The organism is Flavobacterium sp. 140616W15 (assembly GCF_003668995.1).
Classification (GTDB): domain Bacteria; phylum Bacteroidota; class Bacteroidia; order Flavobacteriales; family Flavobacteriaceae; genus Flavobacterium.
In genome coordinates, this window is record NZ_CP033068.1 from 863,602 (window position 1) to 889,166 (window position 25,565).

The following is a 25,565-nucleotide window of genomic DNA, read 5'->3' on the forward strand; positions in this document are numbered from 1 at the left end:
ATTTTTGCACGTTTTTGTCAATTATTATTTAATATGGATGCTTATGGAATATATAATTACTTTTTTCAGAAGGAATAGATTCTTCTCATATTTATTTCTTGTTTCACAGTCGTTCAATCAAAAATTAAATGCCATATCATTTTTTGCTTCTACAAGTAAAAAAGAGTTTTTCTTATTTGATAATTTTATAAATCAATTGGTTCTTTTTGTTTTTAAAACAAATAACCCGTTTGATCAATGTAGCAATAATTATCGATGTCATTTATTCTATAACAATACATAATAGTATTATTAATTGAGTCTTCAATCCCCTGAAGCACAACTCGACTACTCTGGTATTGGTCATAAGTCTATTTTTCCATTTAATAGATTTTAATTTTCACATCTCTATAGGATTCATTTCTTATGATTATTGTGTAAAGTTTTCAAGTACTTAAAATCGTCGAATTAAAATTTCTAGTTTTTATTTTTTTATGGATGCACATAAATGCATCGCATACAGGTTATTATTGCCTAATGTTAACTAAAATAATGAAAGTAGAATCCCGAATAAATACCATTAATCTCTTAAAAAATATTTTTATGAAATTAAAACCTACTTTAATTGATTTCGCTAGTAAACAACTTTCTTTTTTTAAGATCTATTTGACTTTTATTTTTTGTCGAATTATGGGATCACACACTTCTTTGCAAATTGAGTTTGTAGCAAATTCGGAGTAATTTTTATAGTCTTTAAAATTAAGATATTTTTCAGAGCATTAGAATGTTTATCTGATGGTTTGTTAGTACAGCTATATTTAATAATCTCTGTTTCTTAAAATATGGGATTGTAGATGGCATCACTTATTTGCCATATTGGAATTTATTTATCACTTTATTAATCTCTCAGGAATATGAAAACATTTTTCTTAACAATAAAAAAGGGGGCATTTCTGCAAAATTATTTGTGGTTGTTTTTGATATTAATTCCCTTTTCGAGCTCTTTCTCACAAAATTTTTGCAGACCTGACTCACAGACTAATAGTGTAGGAGGAGTATTATGTGTGGGTATGAGTGTAACTACTCCAGATGATGCATTTGATGGAAACATGGCTACTTTTGCTTCTATATCAAATGTTTTAGGTTTAGCTTGTTTTGCACAAGAGACATTCCATTTTAATCAAACAGCTAAAGCAGGTGACCAAATTGTTGTTTATTTTAATACTGGAAATGGTGTTTTGGAAGCTGATTTGCTCACGAACGGAACTATTCGGGCAAAAAATGGAGCAGCTAATGTTGGACCAGCAGTAGCATTAAGCAGTGGAATATTAAATCTCCAAATATTGGATGATGTAAACAAAATAGGGGTCATAAAATACACATTACCCGGAGATGCAAATAGTGTGCAAATTCAAAGTGGAGGACTTTTAAGCGCATTTTTAAGTTTAAGAATATATGAAGTTCGCTTACAATTTGCTAAGCCTACAATTGTTGGAGGAAATACACAAGCGGTATGTTCTGGACAGCCAATAACACTTACTGCCACCGCAGCGGCTGGTACTACACTAGCATGGTACGATTCCCCTACATCGACTACACCACTTTCAAATATTAATACTTTTACCACACCAGCTTTAACAACTGCAACAACTTATTATGTAAGTAGTTCAAGAAATGTAGGTTGTGAGAGTGACGAACGCGTGCCTGTAACTATAAATATTACAAATCCGATATTACCAAATATAGATAGTAGTGGGACAGTAATTTGTTCTACTGGACCTACACAATCGACTACTTTATCGGTAATAAATCCAGTACCAGGAACAATTTATACTTGGTATAGTGCAGGAGGTGCTTTCATTGCTTCTGGTAATACCTTGACTAGGACAGTGCCTATTGGAGTTTCTAATTTTTTTGTAGAAGCAGCTATTGGAGCCTGCAAAACACCAACAAGAACTCCTGTTAGTGTTACTTCGACTCAGGTTCCTGCAGTTCCAATAGTATTAACACGAAGTGTATCTATACTGTCTGGTCAAAATGCAACTTTAAATGCTTCATCAACGGATCCAAGTGTTACTTTTGATTGGTATGATGCAGCTACGGGAGGAACTAAGTTACTAGCAAATTCTCCTACATATACTACTCCTATCTTAACTGCAAATAAGACCTATTATGTTGAGGCAGTTAGTGCTACAGGAGGGTGTGTAAGTGCAACTAGAGTCGCAATAAATATAACTGTTTCGACTAATCCATTAGGAGGATGTCAGGATGCTAATAGCCAACAGACAGCTCAAAACGGACTTTGTTTATTATGTTCTCCGAATAATCCTAATAATTCGGTTGATGAAAATGTTAATACAGCCACCACCTTATCAGTACCTGTTGGTTTAGTTACTGGCTGGATTCAGCAAACGTTGCAGTTTAATAACTCAGGTCAGGCTGGAGATGTTATCACGGTAGATTTAGAAATTCCAACGGGACTTTTAGATATAAGTGCCTTAAGTTATATTTCATTAGCTACTTATAATGGTGCGACATATAATAATGATAGGGTAGCTGTAAACAGTTCACTTTTAAATATTCAATTATTAACGGGTAATCGTTTTAAAGCAAGTCTTATAGCAGGTTCTGCCTTTGATCGTGTTGAGATTAGATTAGGTGGCTTAGCCACTTTAGTATCCAGTCTTAATATTTACGGGGCTTCATATAAATTTAAGGCAAGAACCATAACTGGTAATACGACGATTTGTAGCGGACAAACAACAACCTTAACTTCTAGTGCAACTTTAGATGAAACGATTAAATGGTATGATGCTTTAACAGGAGGTAATTTATTGAGTAGTACCAATGCTTATACAACATTACCATTAACTGTAAATACTACTTATTATATAGAAGTTACTCGTAATGGTTGTGTGAATAGTGAAAGATTTCCTGTTACAGTAACAGTTAATAATCCTGTTGCTCCAACAACAGTTGTCGCTGTTCCTTTAAATTTATGCAGCGGACAATCGTCAACATTAACAATTCAATCGCCTGTTGCTGGAACTACCTATAAATGGTATGATGAATCTGCGGGTGGAAATTTAGTATTTACAGGTACGACTTATACGACACCAGGTTTAACTGCTTCTGTAACTTATCATGTTGAAGCAGTTATTGGAAGTTGTTCAAGTCCTGCACGTACTCCGGTACATGTAAATGTTAATCCTGTACCAGCAGTACCAACTATAGCGTTATCAACAGTAGTTATACAATCTGGACAGAATGTTACTTTGCAGGTTACAAATCCTGTAACAGATGTAGCTTACGATTGGTATGATGCTCCAACTAATGGAAACTTACTATCATCTGGTACAACCTCATATACACCATCTCCATCTTTAATAACAAATAAGAGCTTTTATATTGCAGCGAGAAGTACAACTACAGATTGTACAAATGGTACAAGGGCTGTTATTAATGTTGTTATAAGTAATTCTATTAATTCTTGTTTATTGGCTAATTCACAAGTAACTTCCAGAGGAGGGACAACGAATTGTTTATTATGTGGTTCAACAAATAACGGAGCTTCTGTGGATGGAAATAATGCAACTGCAGCCAACCTTTCAATACCTGTTGGTCTATTAGGTGATTATATGCAACAAGCATTAACCTTCCCTACAGTTGGTCAGGCAGGAGATATTATAGATGTAGAGCTAGGGATTCCTGTAGGGCTCCTTGATATAAGTGCTCTTTCTAATGTTAGTTTGCAAAGTTTTAATTTAGCATCCCCTAATGCTGATCTAACCACTATTAATTCACTTTTAAATGTTCAATTATTAGGAGGAAACCGTTTTAGAGCGAGTTTCATAGCAGCAGGTCCATTTACAAGTGTTCATATTAAATTAGAAGGGTTAGCTCTTTTGTTAGCAGGATTAGATATTTATGAAGCTTCTTATAGATATCCAAATGCTACAATAACTGGAGCAGTAGATCCAATTTGTGCAGGGCAATCTACTACATTAACAGCTACAGCTACAGGTACACAAACATTTACTTGGTATGATGTAGCAACTGGTGGGACTGCTTTAGCAACTAATATAAACACTTATACAACGGGATCATTAACAGGAACTAAAACATTTTATTTAGAAGCTAGTCGTGGAGTTACACCGTGTTTGAATACTAATCGTCAGGCTATTACAGTAACTGTGTTGCCTATTCCTATAGAAAGTGATATTACGATAACAACTCCTTTAACCGCTACTTGTGCGGGAGGTGCTGTATTGTCTCCAACATCTACATTTGCAGGAGCAACATTTAAATATTATACAGATCAAAGTAAAACTCAGGAAATTATATCAGGAACAGTAGCGGGAGTAACGTATTTAAAAGACGCTACAACTGGAGCGCTTACCATTAGCGGACTTATTGCTTCTAACTCTCCTTATAAATATTATGTTTCAGTACTTAATGGAGGTATTTGCGAAAATATAGACGGTGCTTTAAAAGAAGTTGTAGTAAATTTTCCAGCAGGTTCAGACTTGACAGTTACTGCAACTTTGGCTGGTTGTGCTAAAGTAAACTTAAAAGATGCTATCACAAATTTTGATACATCAGGAAATACAACATATACTTTCTTTGATGCTGCAAATGCACCAATAACAGACCAGGCTGCAGCAAATATTACTATAGGTGGTGATTACTGGATTCAAGCTCAAACAACTGGTATTGATTGTCCATCTGTGAAAGAAAAAGTAACGGTTACAATTAATCAGTTACCTACTTTAACAGCAGTAACAAGTTCGGTGGTTGTGAATTTAGGTGCTTCTGTACCTTTATCCGCAACTTCAAATGGAACAGTTACATGGTACGATCCATCAGGAAATCCTATACCATCAAATAATACAGGTGCACTAAATACTGTTGGTGTTTTTACTTATACAGTAATTGCGAGTAATGGAACTTGTACAAATAGTCAGACTATTACAATTACTGTTATAGACCCTGCTAGTTGTGATCCATTATTAGAAAGAGAATATGCTACGACTCAGCAATGGGGAACTATTATTACTGGAGGCGTTACAAATGAAACTAATGGGGCAGATGGTAACCCTAAAACATATTCAACAATAACAACTGGTATAGGGCTTTTGGGTATCGGAACTACATGGCAAAATTTACAATGGCCTACAACTATTGCTAAAGGAACTCCAGTTACAGTTAAGTTAGGTGCAGAGTATAGTGGGGTAGCTTTAGGACAAGGTGTTACAGTGATAGGAACTAAACGTGATGGTCTAGGGAACCCAATTGATATTGGAACTTTACAATCTGTATCTGGATCATTATTAAATTTATTATCAGGTCAAAACTCATTTGAATACACATTTGTTCCATCAGATATTTCAGGGCCTAAAGCTTATGACGGTATTCGAGTACAAATGGGATCAATCTTAGGTGTAGCACAAAATATTAATGTATATGATGCATATTATGATAAAACCGTTACCCAGATAACTTGTGGACAAGGAGATATCGAAGATGTTTTCTTTGGTGTAAAAGAAATAGGTGTTGGAGCATTAACAGCTACTGTTGGAGTTTCGAATGCATGGAACATAGCTGATAATGATGTAGCAACTTATGCTACTATGTTTAGTGGAGTGGGGGTTCTTGCTGCGGCACAGCTTACAGCAACTTTTAGAACACCATCTATGGTTGGAGATAGTCTTAGAATAATAATTTCTAAACCAGGAACTGTCTTGAATCTTAATTTACTTACTGGATTTAATATTCAGCTTTATTTAGGAAATACTGCTATTGGTGCTCCTATCCTAAACGATAGTAGTTTATTGACCTTAAAATTACTTTCGGGAGATACAATGGCAATGACAATTTTAGCTCCTCAAACCCAGCCATATGATAGAGTCACAATATCTTTTGGAGGTGTTGTAAGTGTATTAGATCAGCTTAGAGTTCATAATATTGACCGTGTAACAAATACTAAAGTCCTTGGAGGAGACGATAATAATATGATCACGGTCTGCCCCGGTAGCACTATAACATTAGAAGTGCCCCCTGCCAATTGTTCGACTTATAAATGGTATGATTCTCCAACTGGAGGAAATTTCCTTGCCGATGGTCAGACATATACGCTTCCAGCAATATTAGCAGCAGGTACTTATAAATATTATATCCAACCAATTCGCTATGGCTGTGCAGCTCTTGCGAGAGGGGAAGTGACTGTAGTTGTTAGAGCTACAACTCCAGTAAGTACAATATTAAATGTAAAAATTAACGATGGAAGCGATACTATTATTTGTGCTGGAGATGGAAAAGTTAAGTTAGAAGCAGATTTAGCTGCTACTCCTGTACTTAATAATATAGTATACCATTGGTATAGTTTTGATGGTACAAATAGTAATTTAATTGTAGGAGAAACAGCTTCAGTGTTAAATTTAACTGGATTAACAGCAGGTACTTATACTTATTATTTAGGAGTTAGTTCAGATGAATATTGCGAAACTGCTCCTGGAGATAGAAAACAAGTTACATTTACAATTTTACCAAATTCTCTAGTAACCGATATTACAGTAAATAACGATTCAGTTTGTCATAACACAGATGCTGTATTTACACCAGAGAGTACTTTGACAAATCCTAAATTCTTTTGGTATTTTGACGCTAATAAAACACAGGCTATTCCAAATGGACCAGGACCTGTTACTATTGCGGGTGTTACTTATACAACTAGCAACCTAGGAGTTTTAACAGTCTCAGGATTAACAGCGCTTATGAGTCCTGTTACTTATTATGTTGCAGTATCAAGTGATAATACATGCGAAAATAAAGAGGGAGAATTAAAAGCAGCCACAGTAACAATAAGCAGTCCAGCAACTCCAACAACTAATGATGATACCCAGGACTTCTGTCTAGCTAATAGCCCAACAGTTGCAAATCTTCAGGTAAATGAACCAAACGTTGTTTGGTATGATTCCCTTATAAGTACAACGCCTTTATTAGCAAGTACTCCATTGACAAGTCAAGTGTATTATGGAGCTATTTCTCTTCCAATAAAAACGAATCCAATAGAAGTATACTGTGAAAGTGCTGTACGATTAGTAGTAACCGTAACGGTAACAGATCCACTAACTCCAACAACTAATGATGATACTCAGGATTTCTGTTTGGCAAATAATCCAACAGTTGCCAATCTTCAGGTAAATGAAACAGGTGTTGTTTGGTACAGTTCACTAGTAAGTGTAACACCATTAGATCCAACAACAGCTTTAGCCAACGGTCCATATTACGGAGCGATCCTAGATCCAGTAACTGGTTGTGTAAGTTCAGTTAGACTACTAGTAACCGTAACGGTAACAGATCCACTAACTCCAACAACTAATGATGATACTCAGGATTTCTGTTTGGCAAATAACCCAACAGTTGCAAATCTTCAGGTAAACGAAACAGGAGTTGTTTGGTACAGTTCACTAGTAAGTGTTACGCCATTAGATCCAACAACAGCTTTAGCCAACGGTCCATATTATGGAGCAATCCTAGATCCAGTAACTGGTTGTGTAAGTTCAGTTCGATTACTAGTAACCGTAACGGTAACAGATCCACTAACTCCAACAACTAATGATGATACTCAGGATTTCTGTTTGGCAAATAACCCAACAGTTGCAAATCTTCAGGTAAATGAAACAGGTGTTGTTTGGTATAGTTCACTAGTAAGTGTTACGCCATTAGATCCAACAACCGCTTTAGCCAACGGTCCATATTACGGAGCGATCCTAGATCCAGTAACTGGTTGTGTAAGTTCAGTTAGATTACTAGTAACCGTAACGGTAACAGATCCACTAACTCCAACAACTAATGATGATACTCAGGATTTCTGTTTGGCAAATAACCCAACAGTTGCAAATCTTCAGGTAAATGAAACAGGTGTTGTTTGGTATAGTTCACTAGTAAGTGTAACACCATTAGATCCAACAACCGCTTTAGCCAACGGTCCATATTACGGAGCGATCCTAGATCCAGTAACTGGTTGTGTAAGTTCAGTTAGATTACTAGTAACCGTAACGGTAACAGATCCACTAACTCCAACAACTAATGATGATACTCAGGATTTCTGTTTGGCCAATAATCCAACAGTTGCAAATCTTCAGGTAAATGAAACAGGTGTTGTTTGGTATAGTTCACTAGTAAGTGTTACGCCATTAGATCCAACAACCGCTTTAGCCAACGGTCCATATTACGGAGCGATCCTAGATCCAGTAACTGGTTGTGTAAGTTCAGTTAGATTACTAGTAACCGTAACGGTAACAGATCCACTAACTCCAACAACTAATGATGATACTCAGGATTTCTGTTTGGCAAATAACCCAACAGTTGCAAATCTTCAGGTAAATGAAACAGGTGTTGTTTGGTATAGTTCACTAGTAAGTGTAACACCATTAGATCCAACAACCGCTTTAGCCAACGGTCCATATTACGGAGCGATCCTAGATCCAGTAACTGGTTGTGTAAGTTCAGTTAGATTACTAGTAACCGTAACGGTAACAGATCCACTAACTCCAACAACTAATGATGATACTCAGGATTTCTGTTTGGCCAATAATCCAACAGTTGCAAATCTTCAGGTAAATGAAACAGGTGTTGTTTGGTATAGTTCACTAGTAAGTGTTACGCCATTAGATCCAACAACCGCTTTAGCCAACGGTCCATATTACGGAGCGATCCTAGATCCAGTAACTGGTTGTGTAAGTTCAGTTAGATTACTAGTAACCGTAACGGTAACAGATCCACTAACTCCAACAACTAATGATGATACTCAGGATTTCTGTTTGGCCAATAATCCAACAGTTGCAAATCTTCAGGTAAATGAAACAGGTGTTGTTTGGTATAGTTCACTAGTAAGTGTTACGCCATTAGATCCAACAACCGCTTTAGCCAACGGTCCATATTACGGAGCGATCCTAGATCCAGTAACTGGTTGTGTAAGTTCAGTTAGATTACTAGTAACCGTAACGGTAACAGATCCACTAACTCCAACAACTAATGATGACACTCAGGATTTCTGTTTGGCAAATAACCCAACAGTTGCCAATCTTCAGGTAAATGAAACAGGTGTTGTTTGGTACAGTTCACTAGTAAGTGTTACGCCATTAGATCCAACAACCGCTTTAGCCAACGGTCCATATTACGGAGCGATCCTAGATCCAGTAACTGGTTGTGTAAGTTCAGTTAGATTACTAGTAACCGTAACGGTAACAGATCCACTAACTCCAACAACTAATGATGATACTCAGGATTTCTGTTTGGCCAATAATCCAACAGTTGCAAATCTTCAGGTAAATGAAACAGGTGTTGTTTGGTATAGTTCACTAGTAAGTGTAACACCATTAGATCCAACAACCGCTTTAGCCAACGGTCCATATTACGGAGCAATCCTAGATCCAGTAACTGGTTGTGTAAGTTCAGTTAGATTACTAGTAACCGTAAGGGTAACAGATCCACTAACTCCAACAACTAATGATGATACTCAGGATTTCTGTTTGGCAAATAATCCAACAGTTGCAAATCTTCAGGTAAATGAAACAGGTGTTGTTTGGTACAGTTCACTAGTAAGTGTTACGCCATTAGATCCAACAACAGCTTTAGCGAACGGTCCATATTACGGAGCAATCCTAGATCCATTAACTGGTTGTGTAAGTTCAGTTAGATTACTAGTAACCGTAACGGTAACAGATCCACTAACTCCAACAACTAATGATGATACTCAGGATTTCTGTTTGGCAAATAACCCAACAGTTGCCAATCTTCAGGTAAATGAAACAGGTGTTGTTTGGTACAGTTCACTAGTTAGTGTTACGCCATTAGATCCAACAACCGCTTTAGCGAACGGTCCATATTACGGAGCGATCCTAGATCCAGTAACTGGTTGTGTAAGTTCAGTTAGATTACTAGTAACCGTAACGGTAACAGATCCACTAACTCCAACAACTAATGATGACACTCAGGATTTCTGTTTGGCAAATAACCCAACAGTTGCCAATCTTCAGGTAAATGAAACAGGTGTTGTTTGGTACAGTTCACTAGTTAGTGTAACACCATTAGATCCAACAACAGCTTTAGCCAACGGTCCATATTACGGAGCAATCCTAGATCCAGTAACTGGTTGTGTAAGTTCAGTTAGATTACTAGTAACCGTAACGGTAACAGATCCACTAACTCCAACAACTAATGATGATACTCAGGATTTCTGTTTGGCAAATAACCCAACAGTTGCAAATCTTCAGGTAAATGAAACAGGTGTTGTTTGGTACAGTTCACTAGTTAGTGTAACACCATTAGATCCAACAACAGCTTTAGCCAACGGTCCATATTACGGAGCAATCCTAGATCCAGTAACTGGTTGTGTAAGTTCAGTTAGATTACTAGTAACCGTAACGGTAACAGATCCACTAACTCCAACAACTAATGATGATACTCAGGATTTCTGTTTGGCAAATAATCCAACAGTTGCCAATCTTCAGGTAAATGAAACAGGTGTTGTTTGGTACAGTTCACTAGTAAGTGTTACGCCATTAGATCCAACAACAGCTTTAGCCAACGGTCCATATTATGGAGCGATCCTAGATCCAGTAACTGGTTGTGTAAGTTCAGTTAGATTACTAGTAACCGTAACGGTAACAGATCCACTAACTCCAACAACTAATGATGATACTCAGGATTTCTGTTTGGCAAATAATCCAACAGTTGCCAATCTTCAGGTAAATGAAACAGGCGTTGTTTGGTACAGTTCACTAGTAAGTGTTACGCCATTAGATCCAACAACAGCTTTAGCGAACGGTCCATATTATGGAGCGATCCTAGATCCAGTAACTGGTTGTGTAAGTTCAGTTAGACTACTAGTAACCGTAACGGTAACAGATCCACTAACTCCAACAACTAATGATGATACTCAGGATTTCTGTTTGGTAAATAATCCAACAGTTGCCAATCTTCAGGTAAATGAAACAGGTGTTGTTTGGTACAGTTCACTAGTAAGTGTAACACCATTAGATCCAACAACCGCTTTAGCCAACGGTCCATATTACGGAGCGATCCTAGATCCAGTAACTGGTTGTGTAAGTTCAGTTAGATTACTAGTAACCGTAACGGTAACAGATCCACTAACTCCAACAACTAATGATGATACTCAGGATTTCTGTTTGGCCAATAATCCAACAGTTGCAAATCTTCAGGTAAATGAAACAGGTGTTGTTTGGTATAGTTCATTAGTAAGTGTTACTCCATTAGATCCAACCACAGCTTTAGCAAATGGACCTTATTACGGAGCAATCTTAGATCCAGTAACAGGTTGTGTGAGTTCCGTTCGATTAGTAGTAACGGTAACAGTAACTAATCCAGCAAAACCAACAACGAATGATGATACGCAGGATTTCTGTTTGGCAAATAATCCAACAGTAGCGAGTCTTCAGGTAAACGAGACAGGAGTGGTTTGGTATAGTTCATTAGTAAGTGTTACCCCATTAGATCCAACCACAGCTTTAGCAAATGGAGAATACTACGGAGCAATCCTAGATCCAGTAACTGGTTGTGTAAGTTCAGTTAGATTACTAGTAACGGTAACAGTAACAGATCCAGCTAAGCCAACAACGAACGATGATACGCAAGCTTTCTGTTTAGCAAATAGCCCAACAGTTGCAAACTTGCAGGTAAATGAAACCGGAGTGGTTTGGTATAGTTCACTAGTAAGTGTAACGCCATTAGATCCAACCACAGCTTTGGCTAATGGAGAATACTACGGAGGAATCCTAGATCCAGTAACTGGTTGTGTAAGTTCAGTAAGATTAGTAGTAACGGTAACAGTAACAGATCCAGCTAAACCAACAACAAACGATGATACGCAGGATTTCTGTTTGGTAAATGCACCAACAGTGGCGAGTCTTCAGGTAAATGAGACTGGTGTAGTTTGGTATACAACAGCAACAGGAGGAACAGCTTTAGATCCAACGACTGTTTTAGCTAACGGATCTTATTACGGAGCAATCCTAGATCCAGTAACTGGTTGTGCAAGTTCAGTTAGATTATTAGTTAAAGTGATTATTAATGACGGTGCAATACCAACTACAACAAGAGCTACGCAAGATTTTTGTTTAACAGCTCTGCCGAAAATTTCAGATTTACAAGTAAATGAAATTGGGGTTGTTTGGTATAATGTAGAAACAGGAGGGATTGCATTAGCTCCAAGTTCATTACTAGTAGCTGGAACATATTATGGCTCTTTAAAAAATCTAATAACAGGTTGTGAAAGTAAATTAAGATTGGCCATTCCGATTACTTTTAGAGGAAGCGAGTTACCAACAATAGCCTCAAGTAAAGCAGTTCCGTGTGTTTTTGATGAGATTACTTATACAACTGTAAGCGGAATGTCAAATTATGATTGGACAATTACTGGAGGAGGTACTATTACGGCAGGAGGTCTTGCTACCGATAATTTTGTAACAGTTTCATGGCCAGCGATAGGGCCTGCAAGTGTAAATGTTTCCTATACTAATCTATGTAATGAGACAAATAGTAAATTATTAACGCTTGATGTTGCAACTTGTTCAGATATAACAATGAGTAAGACAGTAGATAATCCAACTCCTAATATTAATGATAAAGTAACTTTTACTGTAACAGTAAATAATGTAGGATCAGGAAACTTTATAGATACAATAGTTAGTGAAATTTTGCCAACAGGATATGATTTTGTTAGTGCACAAACTACTACTGGAACATATAGCAATATAACTGGAGCGTGGAATATTCCAGTATTAAACGCCAATGAAAGTGCAGTGCTTACTGTAGTGGTTCAAGTATTACCAACAGGAAATTATTTAAATGTAGCTTCGATCGTGGTTTCAAATCCAATAGATTCGGATACAACAAATAATCATGGAGAAGCTTCTGTAAGCCCTGTATGTTTGATAGTTTATAATGAATTTACTCCTAACAATGATGGTGCAAATGATGTTTTCAAAATAGATTGTATTGAAAATTATCCGAATAATAGTTTAAATGTTTATAACAGATACGGAGCGTTAGTTTATAAACAAAATCATTATAATAATGATTGGGATGGGATAGCAAATGTATCAGGCGCAATTAATAAAGGAGATAAATTACCAGCGGGCACATATTATTATGTTCTGGATATTGGTGCAGATGGAGTAGTTAAAACAGGTTGGTTATCTATTATTAGATAACCTCCTGTAACCATAAATCATCAAATTAAATTAACTGACTAAATAGTTATAATATGAAACTAAGTGTAAAATTTATAGAGAACTATCTTTTGATATTTTGCGGGTTTGCATCATTCTTTGCAAATGCACAACAAGACCCGCAATATACACAGTATATGTACAACACAATGGTCATCAATCCAGCTTATGCTGGTTCTACAGGTTATCTAGAAGCAGTATTATTGCATCGATCACAATGGGTTGGAATAGATGGTGCACCACAAACACAATCACTCTCAGTACAAGCCCCCTTGAGAAATGAAAAAATAGGGTTAGGTTTAAGCGTGGTTAATGATAAGTTAGGGCCATCAAATGAATTATACTTAGATGGTAATTTTTCATATTCATTGGCTTTAGGTTATGAAAAAAGATTAGCATTTGGATTAAGAGCAGGAATGAGAATGATGAATATTGATTGGACTAAAGGACGATATTATGATGCTAACGATGCACTATTAAATAATAATATTAATAATGTAGTAAAACCATCAATAGGAGCAGGGGTATATTATTATACAGATAGGTGGTATGTAGGCGCATCGGTTCCAAGCTTCATAAGAAGTGATTATTACAATGACATACAAGAATCAATAAACTATGATAGATTGCATTATTTTTTCATGGGAGGTTATGTATTTGATTTAAATAGAAGCTTGAAGTTCAAACCAGCAGTTTTAGCTAAAGTAGTAAACGGAGCGCCAATTTCAGTTGATCTTTCGGCTAATTTTATGCTTCAGGAAAAAGTTGTACTAGGAGCCTCTTACCGCTTTGATGATTCAGTTAGTGCATTGGCAGGATTTCAAATATCACCAAGCTTTTACATCGGATATTCATATGATTATACAGTAACCAAATTGAATAAATACAATGATGGTTCGCATGAATTTATATTGCGATATCAATTTAATAAAGATCCAAGAAAAATTAAATCTCCTAGATTCTTTTAAATACCTTACATATGAAAAAATATTATATACTTAGTCTTCTATTCAGCTTTGTATCTGTTTTAGCGCAAACAAATTTAAAAAAAGCAGATGCCTTATTTAGAAACTATTCCTATGTAGATGCAGCAAAAGCATATGAAGAGTGTTTAGAAAAAATTAAAAAGCCGTCAGTTCAAACTCTAAAAAATGCTGCGGACTCCTATTATTTTATTTCAGATAATCGAAATGCTTTAAAGTGGTATCAAAGACTATATGATATACAAGGAGATAATTTACCTGATATTTATTATCTAAGGTATATTCAGTCAATGAAAGGAGTTATGGATTATGAAAATGCTGATAACATAACCAAAGAATATTTAAATAAAAAAGGCGACCAAAAGGAAATTGATAAGTATGTTTATCAAAAGAAATTATTAGATAGTTTATCAAAAGTTAAATCACTTTATACGATATCAAATAGTAATATCAATACGAATAAGTCTGATTTTGGAGCTACTTTTTATAATGATAAAGTAGTATTTACATCAGCAAGAGATACTACTAATTTTGATAAAAAGTTATATAATTGGAACAAACAGCCATTCTTGAGCTTATATGTTGCCGAAAGGAACGCAGTTGATGGTAATTTGTTCAATGAAACAATCTTTATACCTAATATAATGACCAAATATCATGAGGCCACAGTAACATTTAGTTCCGATTGGAAAACAATGTATTATACAACCAATATTCTAAATAAAAATAAATTGGTAATAGATGAATCCAGAATAAATAATTTTCAAATTATAAAAGGAATTATAGAAGATAACAAATTAGTCAAAACTGAAAAAGTATTCTTTGATAGTGATAAGTATTCAGTTGGGCATCCATGTTTAAGTGATGATGGAAAAATGCTGTTTTTCGCTTCAGATATGCCAGGAGGTTACGGAGAGACTGATTTGTACGTAGTACGAATTGCTGATGATGGTACGATGAGTTCACCGCAAAATTTAGGACCAACAATAAATACAATAGGTAATGATGTTTTTCCTTTTTATAGAAATGGAATACTTTATTTTTCTTCAGACGGACATTATGGATTAGGTGATTTAGATATATATGAAAGTAAACTTTTTGAAGGATTGAATTTTTCAGTTCCTAGAAATTTAGGAGCTCCAATAAATAGCAATAAAGATGATTTCTCGTTTATCATAGATTCAAAAGATAATTATGGTTATATATCATCAAATCGTGCACAAGGAAAAGGAGATGATGATATTTATTATTTTACTAAAGGAAAACCTATTTGTAATCAACTCATTTCAGGAAAAGCAATAAATATAAAAACTAAAACTGGGATAAGTGATACATTTATTATGGCATATGATGTATATGATGCAGTTATAACCGAAACTAAAACAGATGCAGATGGGAATTATAAATTAGAAGTTCCATGCAGTAAGAGGATAAAAATAACAGCTAATAAACCAAATTATAGTGGAGATGAAAAATATGTTGAAACAACAAAAGAAAATAATGCGGAATTAAAAGACGTTAATTTTTATCTTAGTAATTATGATGATTTAGTAGTTAAAAAAGAAGGTGTAGAAAAAATTGATATCAATCCTATTTTCTTTGACTACGATAAGTTCAATATTAATCCACAAGCAGCAACAGAACTGGATAAAGTTGTATTTGTGATGCAAAAATTCCCTAAGATTAAAATTAAAATTGAATCACATACTGATTCCAGAGGTAAAGATGCATATAATTTGAAGCTATCAGATGAGAGAGCCAAGTCGACACAAGATTATATCCTTTCAAAAGGTATTGAAGCTTCAAGAATTGTAAGTGCTATAGGCTATGGAGAAACAAGATTAGTGAATAAATGTAGTAATGGAGTTAAGTGTACTGAAGAAGAGCATTTTGCCAATAGACGTTCAGATTTTATTGTAACAGAGAAATAAAACTTAAAATATTTTGCGAAAACCACTTTTAAAAAGAGTGTTTTTTTTGTTTTTAATTATACTTTTGATTACTTATTTTAGACAAAATTTTTTAGGATAATAAAAGATAATCGAATTACAAAAAATATGAATATTCAGGATTCTATACAAGCTTTAAGGGACGAATTAAATGCGCATAATTATAATTATTATGTGCTTGATAATGCTACAATATCAGATTATGATTTTGATATAAAATTAAAGCAACTTCAGGAATTAGAGGAACAGCATCCAGAGTTTTTTGATGAAAATTCACCAACACAGCGTGTAGGAGGTATGATTACAAAAAATTTTCAGACGGTTGCTCATGAATATCGTATGTATTCCTTAGATAATTCATATTCAAAAGAAGATTTGATCGACTGGGAAACCAGAATTCAAAAAGTTTTAGGTAATGTTGATTTGCAATATACCTGCGAATTAAAATATGATGGAGCTTCGATAAGTATTACATACGAAGATGGAAAGTTGAAACGAGCAGTTACCCGAGGAGATGGATTTCAAGGGGATGACGTAACAAATAATATCAAAACAATAAAATCGATTCCTTTACAATTAAAAGGAAATTATCCGCCCGTTTTTGCAATTCGAGGAGAAATAATTTTGCCTTTTGCAGGATTCGAAAAAATGAATCAGGATTTAATAGAAATAGGAGAAACTCCTTATTCGAATCCAAGAAATACAGCCTCGGGAAGTTTAAAATTGCAAGATAGCGCGGAGGTAGCTAAAAGACCATTAGAGTGTTTACTCTATTTTGTAACAGGAAATAATTTGCCATTCAAAACCCAATTTGAAGGTTTAGAATTGGCAAGAAAATGGGGGTTTAAAGTACCAGTTGAAGCAAAATTGGCAAACAATTTACAAGAAGTATTTGATTTTATAGATTATTGGGACATCCATCGTCATGAGCTACCTTATGAAACAGATGGGGTAGTTGTAAAAGTAAATAGTATTCAACATCAAGAAGAATTAGGTTATACAGCAAAATCACCACGTTGGGCAATTGCATATAAATTTAAATCAGAGAGGGTTTCTACCAAATTAAATTCAATTTCTTACCAAGTGGGAAGGACTGGAGCAATTACACCAGTAGCAAACTTAGAGCCCGTACAATTGGCAGGAACTATTGTAAAAAGAGCATCTTTGCATAATGCAGATCAAATAGAAAAATTAGATATTAGAATAAATGATACTGTTTTTGTAGAAAAGGGAGGAGAAATTATTCCAAAAATAATCGCAGTCGATTTAACTCAAAGACAAACAGATGCAGCACCTACAAAATACATTACGCATTGCCCAGAATGTAATACTGAATTAGTAAGATCAGAAGGAGAAGCAAATCATTACTGTCCTAATTTTTATGGATGCCCACCACAGATTATAGGTAGAATCCAGCATTATATTTCAAGAAAAGCAATGGATATTGAAGGGCTTGGAGGAGAAACGGTTGCTTTGCTTTTTAATAATGGACTGGTTCATAATTATGCAGATTTATATGAGTTAACAGTAGAGCAAATTTTGCCATTGGAAAGAATGGCGCAAAAGTCGGCAGAAAATCTAGTAAAAGGAGTTGAGAATTCTAAAAAAATCCCTTTTGAGAGCGTTTTGTTTGCTCTTGGAATTCGATTTGTGGGTGAAACTGTAGCTAAAAAATTAGCGAAACATTACAAAAATATTGATGCATTGAGTCAGGCTACTTTAATGGATTTAGTTCTAGTAGACGAAATAGGCGAACGTATTGCAAAAAGCGTTATAGAATTTTTTGAGAATGACGAGAATAAAAAAATTATTGAACGCTTAAAAGGTTATGGAGTTCAATTTGAAATACTAGAAAAAGTAAATCCTAATGCAACGACTAAATTTGAAGGAAAGACTTTTGTCGTTTCAGGAGTGTTTTCTAAATTCTCAAGAGACGATATCAAAAAACGATTGAGGATAATGGAGGTAAAGTAGGTAGTTCAATTTCTGCTAAAACTGATTTTGTTGTTGCCGGTGAAAACATGGGGCCTGCTAAATTAGAGAAAGCAAATAAGTTAAATATACCTATAATTTCAGAAGATGATTTTATAACAAAATTAAATGAAAACTAATACACCGTCATTAATTCTTTACTTTCTTGCATTAACATTTGCGATTATCTTTGATTTCTTAAAAGAAGATTTTATAAGTATGTACGCAAAGGCAATTGTGGTACCTTCGATATTTATATATTATCTTATAACGACTAATTTTAAGATAAATATAATTCAGGGACTTATTTTTGCTTTATGTTTTACAGGAGAAGTATTTAATTTAATGGAGGTTGATGCAACAGAGTTAGGTTCTCTTTTTTGTTTCTTATTAGTCTATTTGTTGTTTTTGAAGCTTATTTTTGATGATTATAGAAAAATAAAACTAAGAAAAAACGACATATTGCCAGTAGCAATAGTCGTTATTTTTATTTTATATTTATTAGTTTCAGTTTTAGGCTTACAATATGAGAAAGTAAATGAGAATCATTTTATTTATACTCTATATGGTGTTGTATTGAGTATGTTGGGATGTATTTCATTTATTAGTTATATATCTAAAGGGACTTTTTTAACTCTTTTACTAACGTTAATGACAGCCTGCTTTATCTTCTCTGATATTTTTTTTATTTTTAATCAATCTTTTGATCATTCAATAGTGTTAGTACTAATAAGAGATGTAACTCAAATGTTAGCTTATTATTTTATGGTAAGATATTTTATTCAAAAAAGAATAGAAAACATTCGAGTTAGAATTTAGACTGTAATTGATTTTCCTTGTGATGATTTTGTTTTATTCTTATCTAGGTAAAAGTCGATTCTACCTACGTTAATTCCATAACATCCAACTTGATTAACTAAAACATCCTCACCGGATTTATTTTTTACAATAGTTGGTTTATCAAGAAAAGTATGTGTGTGTCCACCAATAATTAAATCAATATCTTGAGTTTGCTCCGCCAATTTTAAATCACACATTCTAGTAGCGTCATCACGGTATTTGTATCCCAAATGCGATAAGCAAATTACTAAATCACATTTCTGTTCTTTTTTAAGGATTCTAACCATGTCGTGTGCAGTTTCGACAGGGTCATTATAAACAGTTTCTTTATACATAAGTTTATCTACTAAACCTTCAAGTTGTATTCCAAGACCAAAAACACCTATTTTAATACCGTCTTTGTTGAAAATTTTGTACGGTTTTACAAGACCGTCCATTGCAGTGTTTTTAAAATCGTAGTTAGAAGAGATAAATTCAAATTTGGCATGAGGCATTTGTGCATATAAACCATCTACACCGTTATCAAAATCATGATTACCAATTGTAGAAGCGTCATATTTCATCATGCTCATCAGTTTAAACTCTAATTCTCCACCATAATAGTTAAAGTAAGGAGTTCCTTGAAAAATATCACCAGCGTCCAATAAAAGAACATTTGGATTTTCTTTACGGATTGAATCAATTAAAGCGGCACGTCTTGATACTCCACCCATATTAGCATTGCGAGGATCATCGGCAGGAAAAGGGTCAATATGGCTATGTACATCATTGGTGTGTAATATAGTTATATGCTTAACATCAGGAGAAGTAAAGCTACTCATAGATAAACCCAAACTCAATAATGCTGTGCTGGCAGCGGTTTTTTCAATAAAATCTCTTCTTTTCATTTTAATTTATTTTGCGGTATAACGCTTGAACTCGAAGTTCTTAAATATTTTTAATTGTAATTTTATTCTTGTGTAACTCGGATATCTCTAGGTACCGGAATTGGATTAACAGATTTAAAATAATCAATAAGGATGTCTCGTAATTTATAATTTAAATCATATTTCTGAACACCTTTTTTAAAGAAGTTCATACTATCTCCACCATTTGCTAAATAATCATTTGTAGCAACATAATAGATTTTATCTTTTTCGATTGGTTTTCCCTGAATCAAAATGTTTGCTGGAGTGTTATTTTTAGTAATTGTAAAAGTCATTCCAGAAATAGGATGTGGCTTTTTCTCAGCAATAAAATAATTAGCTAATTCTAAAATTTGTTCTCCTTTTAAAGCCATAACAACAAGGCTATTTTCAAAAGGCATAATTTCAAAAGCAGTTCTAGAAGTGACATCCCCTTTAGGAAGTATTGCTCGTATACCACCATGATTTAGGAAACAAATGTCAATATCTTTTTTCTCTCTGGTTTTAAAAATTAAATTACCTCTTTGTAAACAAGCGTCAGCCATTAAGCTACCAATAGTTGTTTGTAATTTCCCAGAGCTTTTGTCCAATGTTTCAGGACAATAAGAAAGAACACTATCCAGGTTTTTGTTAATGTGCTCCCTGTAAGGTTTAATGAAATTCTCTATTTCAGGAGTTTGATTTTCAGTACTTGTAATAGGAATTAGCTTACCTTCAATTTTAGAAACTTGGTAAGTTTGTTTGCTACAAGAAACTCCTATAAAAAATGTTAAGAATATAACAAAAAGTTTTAAAAATCCGTTATACTTTTTTAGTTTTACCATCTTAAATGCGACTTAAATAATTAATTTTGTAATCAAGTAAAAGTACTATGTTTTTAAATTATATAAAGGTTTTTTTTGTAAAAAAATCATTAAATAAAAATCTTGATAATGTAAAAAACGGTGCATTTACTACCGATATACAAACAGTTGGTTTGCTTATAGATGAGAGTAATTTTTTAGAAAAAAAAGCTTTGCTAGCTGATTTGGTGTCAAAAGGAATTGTTGAAAAGAACATTAAGATTGTTGTTTATAAAGATAAAATCGATAAAAAAGAAGCGTATACTTGTCCAACTTTTGGGATAAAACATCTTAATTGGAATGGAGAAATTACTGAGGATTTATTGAAAGACTTTATAAAAGAAGAATTCGATTTACTAATAAGTTATTATGACATCGAAAAAGCAATGTTGATGCTCATCACACAAAATTCTAAAGCCAAGTTTAAAGTTGGTTTTGCATCAATTGATAAAAGGTTAAATCGAGTGATGATTAATACCAATCTTCGGGAACATAAAGTTTTCGTGAATGAATTATTTAAATATTTAAAAAACATTAAACCAAATATAATCTGATATGCAATCATTAATAGGTACAGGCGTTGCACTAGTAACTCCTTTTAAAGAAGATTTTTCAATTGATATAGAAGCGTTGCAAAGAATAGTTAATTTTTCTGTAGATGGAGGAGTTGAATATCTTGTAGTTATGGGAACGACTGCCGAGAATGCAACATTAACTGAAGCTGAAAAGGAGCTTGTTATTTCGACAGTTGTTACTACAAATAAAGGAAGATTACCTTTAGTGTTGGGAGTTGGAGGAAATAACACAATGCAAGTTGTGCAAGAATTAAAAACAAGAGATTTATCAGCATTTGAGGCTATATTGTCAGTGTCACCTTATTATAATAGACCTACACAAGAGGGGATTTATCAACATTTTAAAGCTGTTGCAGAAGCCTCTCCGATACCAGTAATTCTATATAATGTTCCAGGAAGAACATCAAGTAATATGTTACCAGCAACAGTAATACGTTTGGCAAATGATTTTTCAAATGTAGTTGCTATAAAAGAAGCGGCAGGTGATTTGGTTCAAGCAATGCAGTTGCTTAAAAATAAACCAACTGATTTTCTCGTTATATCAGGAGATGATATGATTGCATTGCCTATAATTTTGGCTGGAGGTTCAGGCGTAATATCAGTTATTGGACAAGGTTTTCCTAAAGAATTTTCTGAAATGATTCGTTTGGGATTGAATAGAAAAGTAAATGAAGCATTCAAAACACAATACTTTTTATCAGATTGTATTGATATGATTTTTGAACAAGGTAATCCAGCTGGAATAAAACAGGTATTCAAATCGCTTGGTATTGCTGAGAATGTAGTAAGATTACCGCTTGTACCAGCCGATGAGTCGCTTGCAAATCGTATTGATGATTTTGTTAAAAAAAGCATTAAATAAAAATAAAAAGGAAGGTATTTTATTATACTAAAAAATATTTTGTAGAAGCTAAATTAATAACTAAATTTGCCACCGAAACTTCGGTGTGGTTTTACTTGGACATAAGCATCCTGGGAATCATAATAAAAGTAAAAAAATGAAAAAAATAATATCTGTATTGTTTGTCGTTGTTCTTTTTTGTTCATGTAGTGATTATCAAAAAGCACTAAAAAATGAAGATGTAGCAGCAAAATTCGAAGTGGCAACAAAAATGTATGAAGCTGGAAAGTATGCTAAAGCAATTCGTTTGTTTGAGCAACTAGCAACATCATACAGAGGAAAACCTCAGGCAGAGAAATTGTTTTATATGTTTTCACAATCATATTATAAAACAAAACAGTATTATTTGGCAGGCTACCAATTTGAAAGTTTTGCTTCTGGTTATCCAAGAAGTGAAAAAGTAGAAGAGGCAGCTTTTTTGGGGGCAAAAAGTTATTCGATGTTGTCGCCTGTTTATAGTTTAGATCAAACAGATACTAATAAAGCAATAGATAAATTACAAGCTTTTATAGATAATTATCCAAATTCAGAATATTTAGCAGAGGCAAATGCAAGTCTTAAGGTGCTAACTAATAAATTGGAGAAAAAAGCATATGAAAATGCAAAAGGATATAATACTATTTCAGATTTTAAATCGGCAATAGTAGCATTTGATAACTTTATTGGAGATTATCCAGGAACAGAATTCAAAGAAGATGCATTGTATTATAAATTCGATTCTGCATATCAGTTGGCAGTAAATAGTGTTTCTGCAAAAATGGAAGACCGTTTAAAAGTAGCTAAAACTGCTTATATGAATTTAATGAAATACAAAAGTGATACTCATTACAAGGTGAAAGCTGACGAGATGAATGAGAGAGTTGAGAAAGAGTTACAAAATTTTACTAAATAAAATAAAGTCATGGATTTAAAAAAGACGAATGCTCCAGTAAATACAATTACCTACAATAAAACTACTATTGAAGAGCCTACAGGTAATGTGTATGAAGCGATAACTATTATGGCAAAAAGAGCTAATCAAATTAATTCTGAAATTAAAAAGGAATTGACTGAAAAGTTAGAAGAATTTGCTACGTATAATGATAGTCTTGAAGAGGTTTTTGAAAACAAAGAACAAATTGAGGTTTCTAAGTTTTACGAAAAATTGCCTAAGCCACACGCTTTAGCAGTTCAAGAATGGTTAGACGGTAAAACATACCACAGAAATTCAAATAAATAATATAGTACCATGTCAGTTTTAAACGGTAAGAAAATTTTACTAGGAGTCTCTGGTGGAATTGCAGCCTATAAAACAGCATCATTAGTACGACTCTTTATAAAAGCAGGTGCCGAGATTCAAGTAATCATGACACCTGCTTCTAAGGATTTTGTAACGCCACTTACGTTATCGACCTTGTCAAAAAATCCTGTACATTCAACTTTTTTTAATCAAGAAGATGAGAATGAAAAATGGAACAATCATGTCGAATTAGGTCTTTGGGCCGATTTGATGGTAATTGCTCCGGCTACCGCAAATACAATGTCCAAAATGGTAAATGGTACTTGTGATAATCTATTGATTGCAACTTATTTATCGGCTAAGTGTCCAGTTTACTTTGCACCAGCAATGGATTTGGATATGTATATACATCCTTCTACTTTATCGAGTTTTTCGTTGTTAAAGCAGTTTGGTAATACTATTATTCCTGCTGAGAGTGGGGAGTTAGCCAGTGGGTTGACAGGTGAAGGTCGTATGGCAGAACCAGAAAATATCGTTGCGTTTTTAGAAGCTGATTTAGAAAGTAAATTACCACTTAAGGGTAAAAAGTTTTTAATTACAGCTGGTCCTACTTATGAAGCAATAGATCCTGTTCGTTTTATAGGGAATCATTCTTCTGGTAAAATGGGATTTGATATTGCCTCAGAGGCTGCAAACTTAGGAGCTTCGGTAATACTTGTTGCTGGACCTACAAATTGTAAAGTAACAAACGCATCTGTAAAAGTAGTTTCGGTAACATCGGCACAAGAAATGTATGATGCATGTCATGTGTATTATTCAGATGTTGATGTGGCAATTGCAGCAGCCGCGGTTGCAGATTACAGGCCTAAAACAGTAGCGTCTCAAAAAATAAAAAAAGCTCCAGAAAATTTCACGATTGAGCTAGAGAAAACAAAAGACATCTTGTTTTCGTTGGGTGAAATAAAGAAAAAACAGTTTTTAATTGGTTTTGCTTTAGAGACTGAAAATGAAATTGATAATGCAAAGCTGAAAATTCAGAAAAAAAACTTAGATTTGATAGTTCTAAATTCTTTACAGGATAAAGGAGCTGGTTTTGGTGGGCAGACTAATAAAGTAACCTTTATTGATAGGCTTTTTACTATTGAACCAATGGAATTAAAGTCTAAAGAAGCAGTTGCAACTGATATTTTAAATAAAGTGATAAAGCATTTTTATGAATAAAATACTTACCTTTTTGTTGTTTTTATCTTTTGGTCTTATACAGGCACAACAGTTAAATTGTACTGTAACAGTAAATTCACAAATGCTTCCAAATGCAAATCAACAAGTTTTTAAAACGTTACAGACAGCGTTGAGTGAATTTGTTAATAATACTGATTGGACAGGGAGTTCACTAAAACAAAATGAAAAAATTAACTGTTCGATGTATTTAACTATTACGTCTAATACTTCAGATCAGTTTTCAGGCACCATACAAATACAGTCTTCGAGATTAATTTATAATTCGACTTACTCATCTCCAGTTTTAAATTTTAACGATAAAGATTTGAGTTTTAGATATACCGAATTTGAAAATTTATTGTACAATCCAAATGTTTTTGAGTCGAATCTAGTATCTATAATGACATTTTATAGTTATATGATCTTAGGAATGGATGCAGATACTTTTATGCCAGCCTTAGGGACCCCATTTTTTGAAACAGCTCAAAATATAGCAAATGTTGCTCAACAAGGTGGTTTTAAAGGATGGAGTCAAGCAGATGGAGTACAAAATCGTTATTTCTTGATTAATGATATGCTTGCGCCAACATACAGTGATTTAAGACAATGTGTTTATGGATATCATGTAGGTTTAGATGTGATGAATCAAGATTTAAAAGCGGCTAAAGAAAAAATTAAAGCTTCGTTAATGCTTTTAGGGAAATTAAATGCAATAAAGCCAAATGCTTTTTTAACAAGAGTATTTTTTGATGCTAAATCAGATGAGATTGTATCTATATTTTCAGGAGGACCTAGTGTTTCTATAACAGATTTAGTGGAGAATTTAAACAGAGTTTCGCCTATGAACTCTACTAAATGGGGACAGATTAAATATTAAGCATTCAAGTATAGATTGCTTATTTCCAAAACTTAATATTACAAAAA

General features: G+C 34.0%; 12 protein-coding genes and 1 pseudogene. 11 read left to right on the forward strand and 2 right to left on the reverse strand.

Translation table 11 applies throughout. The annotated features are described in order from the left end of the window. Positions 1-893 precede the first annotated feature (893 nt). The 5 genes and pseudogenes from EAG11_RS03815 to EAG11_RS03835 all read left to right on the forward strand — a co-directional run bounded on the left by EAG11_RS03815 (position 894) and on the right by EAG11_RS03835 (position 18,957). Positions 894-13,217 (forward strand): gliding motility-associated C-terminal domain-containing protein, encoded by a 12,324-nt coding sequence (locus tag EAG11_RS03815; RefSeq protein ID WP_129537980.1) that lies wholly within the window; start codon positions 894-896, stop codon positions 13,215-13,217. Positions 13,218-13,270: 53 nt separating this feature from the next. Then, complete coding sequence (locus tag EAG11_RS03820; protein WP_129537981.1) at positions 13,271-14,203, forward strand: type IX secretion system membrane protein PorP/SprF; 933 nt, start codon at positions 13,271-13,273, stop codon at positions 14,201-14,203. 11 nt (positions 14,204-14,214) lie between these two features. Next, positions 14,215-16,149 (forward strand): OmpA family protein, encoded by a 1,935-nt coding sequence (locus tag EAG11_RS03825; protein WP_129537982.1) that lies wholly within the window; start codon positions 14,215-14,217, stop codon positions 16,147-16,149. 126 nt (positions 16,150-16,275) lie between these two features. Then, positions 16,276-18,278 (forward strand): annotated as a pseudogene (ligA, locus tag EAG11_RS03830) (NAD-dependent DNA ligase LigA). After that, a complete protein-coding gene (locus EAG11_RS03835) occupies positions 18,268-18,957 on the forward strand; it encodes a lysoplasmalogenase family protein (RefSeq protein ID WP_129537983.1) in 690 nt (229 codons plus the stop codon). The pseudogene ligA and the gene EAG11_RS03835 overlap by 11 nt, the downstream one beginning before the upstream one ends. Here the strand turns inward: EAG11_RS03835 and EAG11_RS03840 are convergent. Both EAG11_RS03840 and EAG11_RS03845 read right to left on the reverse strand, forming a co-directional pair. After that, positions 18,954-19,865, reverse strand: a complete 912-nt coding sequence (locus tag EAG11_RS03840; RefSeq protein WP_129537984.1) for a bifunctional UDP-sugar hydrolase/5'-nucleotidase — start codon at positions 19,863-19,865, stop codon at positions 18,954-18,956. The genes EAG11_RS03835 and EAG11_RS03840 overlap by 4 nt on opposite strands. 62 nt (positions 19,866-19,927) lie before the next feature. Then, complete coding sequence (locus EAG11_RS03845) at positions 19,928-20,707, reverse strand: 5'-nucleotidase C-terminal domain-containing protein (RefSeq protein WP_129537985.1); 780 nt, start codon at positions 20,705-20,707, stop codon at positions 19,928-19,930. 47 nt (positions 20,708-20,754) lie between these two features. Between EAG11_RS03845 and EAG11_RS03850 the strand changes: the two genes are divergently transcribed. From EAG11_RS03850 to EAG11_RS03875, 6 genes are all read left to right on the forward strand, one after another. Next, entirely contained in the window at positions 20,755-21,279 is a 525-nt protein-coding gene (locus EAG11_RS03850; protein WP_129537986.1) for a hypothetical protein, read from the forward strand. A gap of 1 nt (position 21,280) precedes the next feature. After that, on the forward strand, positions 21,281-22,162 hold the full coding sequence (dapA, locus tag EAG11_RS03855; RefSeq protein WP_129537987.1) for a 4-hydroxy-tetrahydrodipicolinate synthase: 882 nt from the start codon (positions 21,281-21,283) through the stop codon (positions 22,160-22,162). 136 nt (positions 22,163-22,298) lie between these two features. After that, positions 22,299-23,093 carry an outer membrane protein assembly factor BamD gene (locus EAG11_RS03860; RefSeq protein WP_129537988.1) on the forward strand — a complete coding sequence of 265 codons (795 nt, stop codon included), beginning with the start codon at positions 22,299-22,301 and terminating at the stop codon, positions 23,091-23,093. Between the two features lie 9 nt (positions 23,094-23,102). Then, positions 23,103-23,420: a DNA-directed RNA polymerase subunit omega gene (locus EAG11_RS03865; RefSeq protein ID WP_129537989.1), complete on the forward strand. Its 318-nt coding sequence runs from the start codon at positions 23,103-23,105 to the stop codon at positions 23,418-23,420. 9 nt (positions 23,421-23,429) lie between these two features. Continuing rightward, on the forward strand, positions 23,430-24,641 hold the full coding sequence (gene coaBC, locus EAG11_RS03870) for a bifunctional phosphopantothenoylcysteine decarboxylase/phosphopantothenate--cysteine ligase CoaBC (protein WP_129537990.1): 1,212 nt from the start codon (positions 23,430-23,432) through the stop codon (positions 24,639-24,641). Further along, entirely contained in the window at positions 24,634-25,518 is an 885-nt protein-coding gene (locus tag EAG11_RS03875; RefSeq protein WP_129537991.1) for a DUF4835 family protein, read from the forward strand. Before coaBC ends, EAG11_RS03875 begins: the two co-directional genes overlap by 8 nt. Positions 25,519-25,565 lie beyond the last annotated feature (47 nt).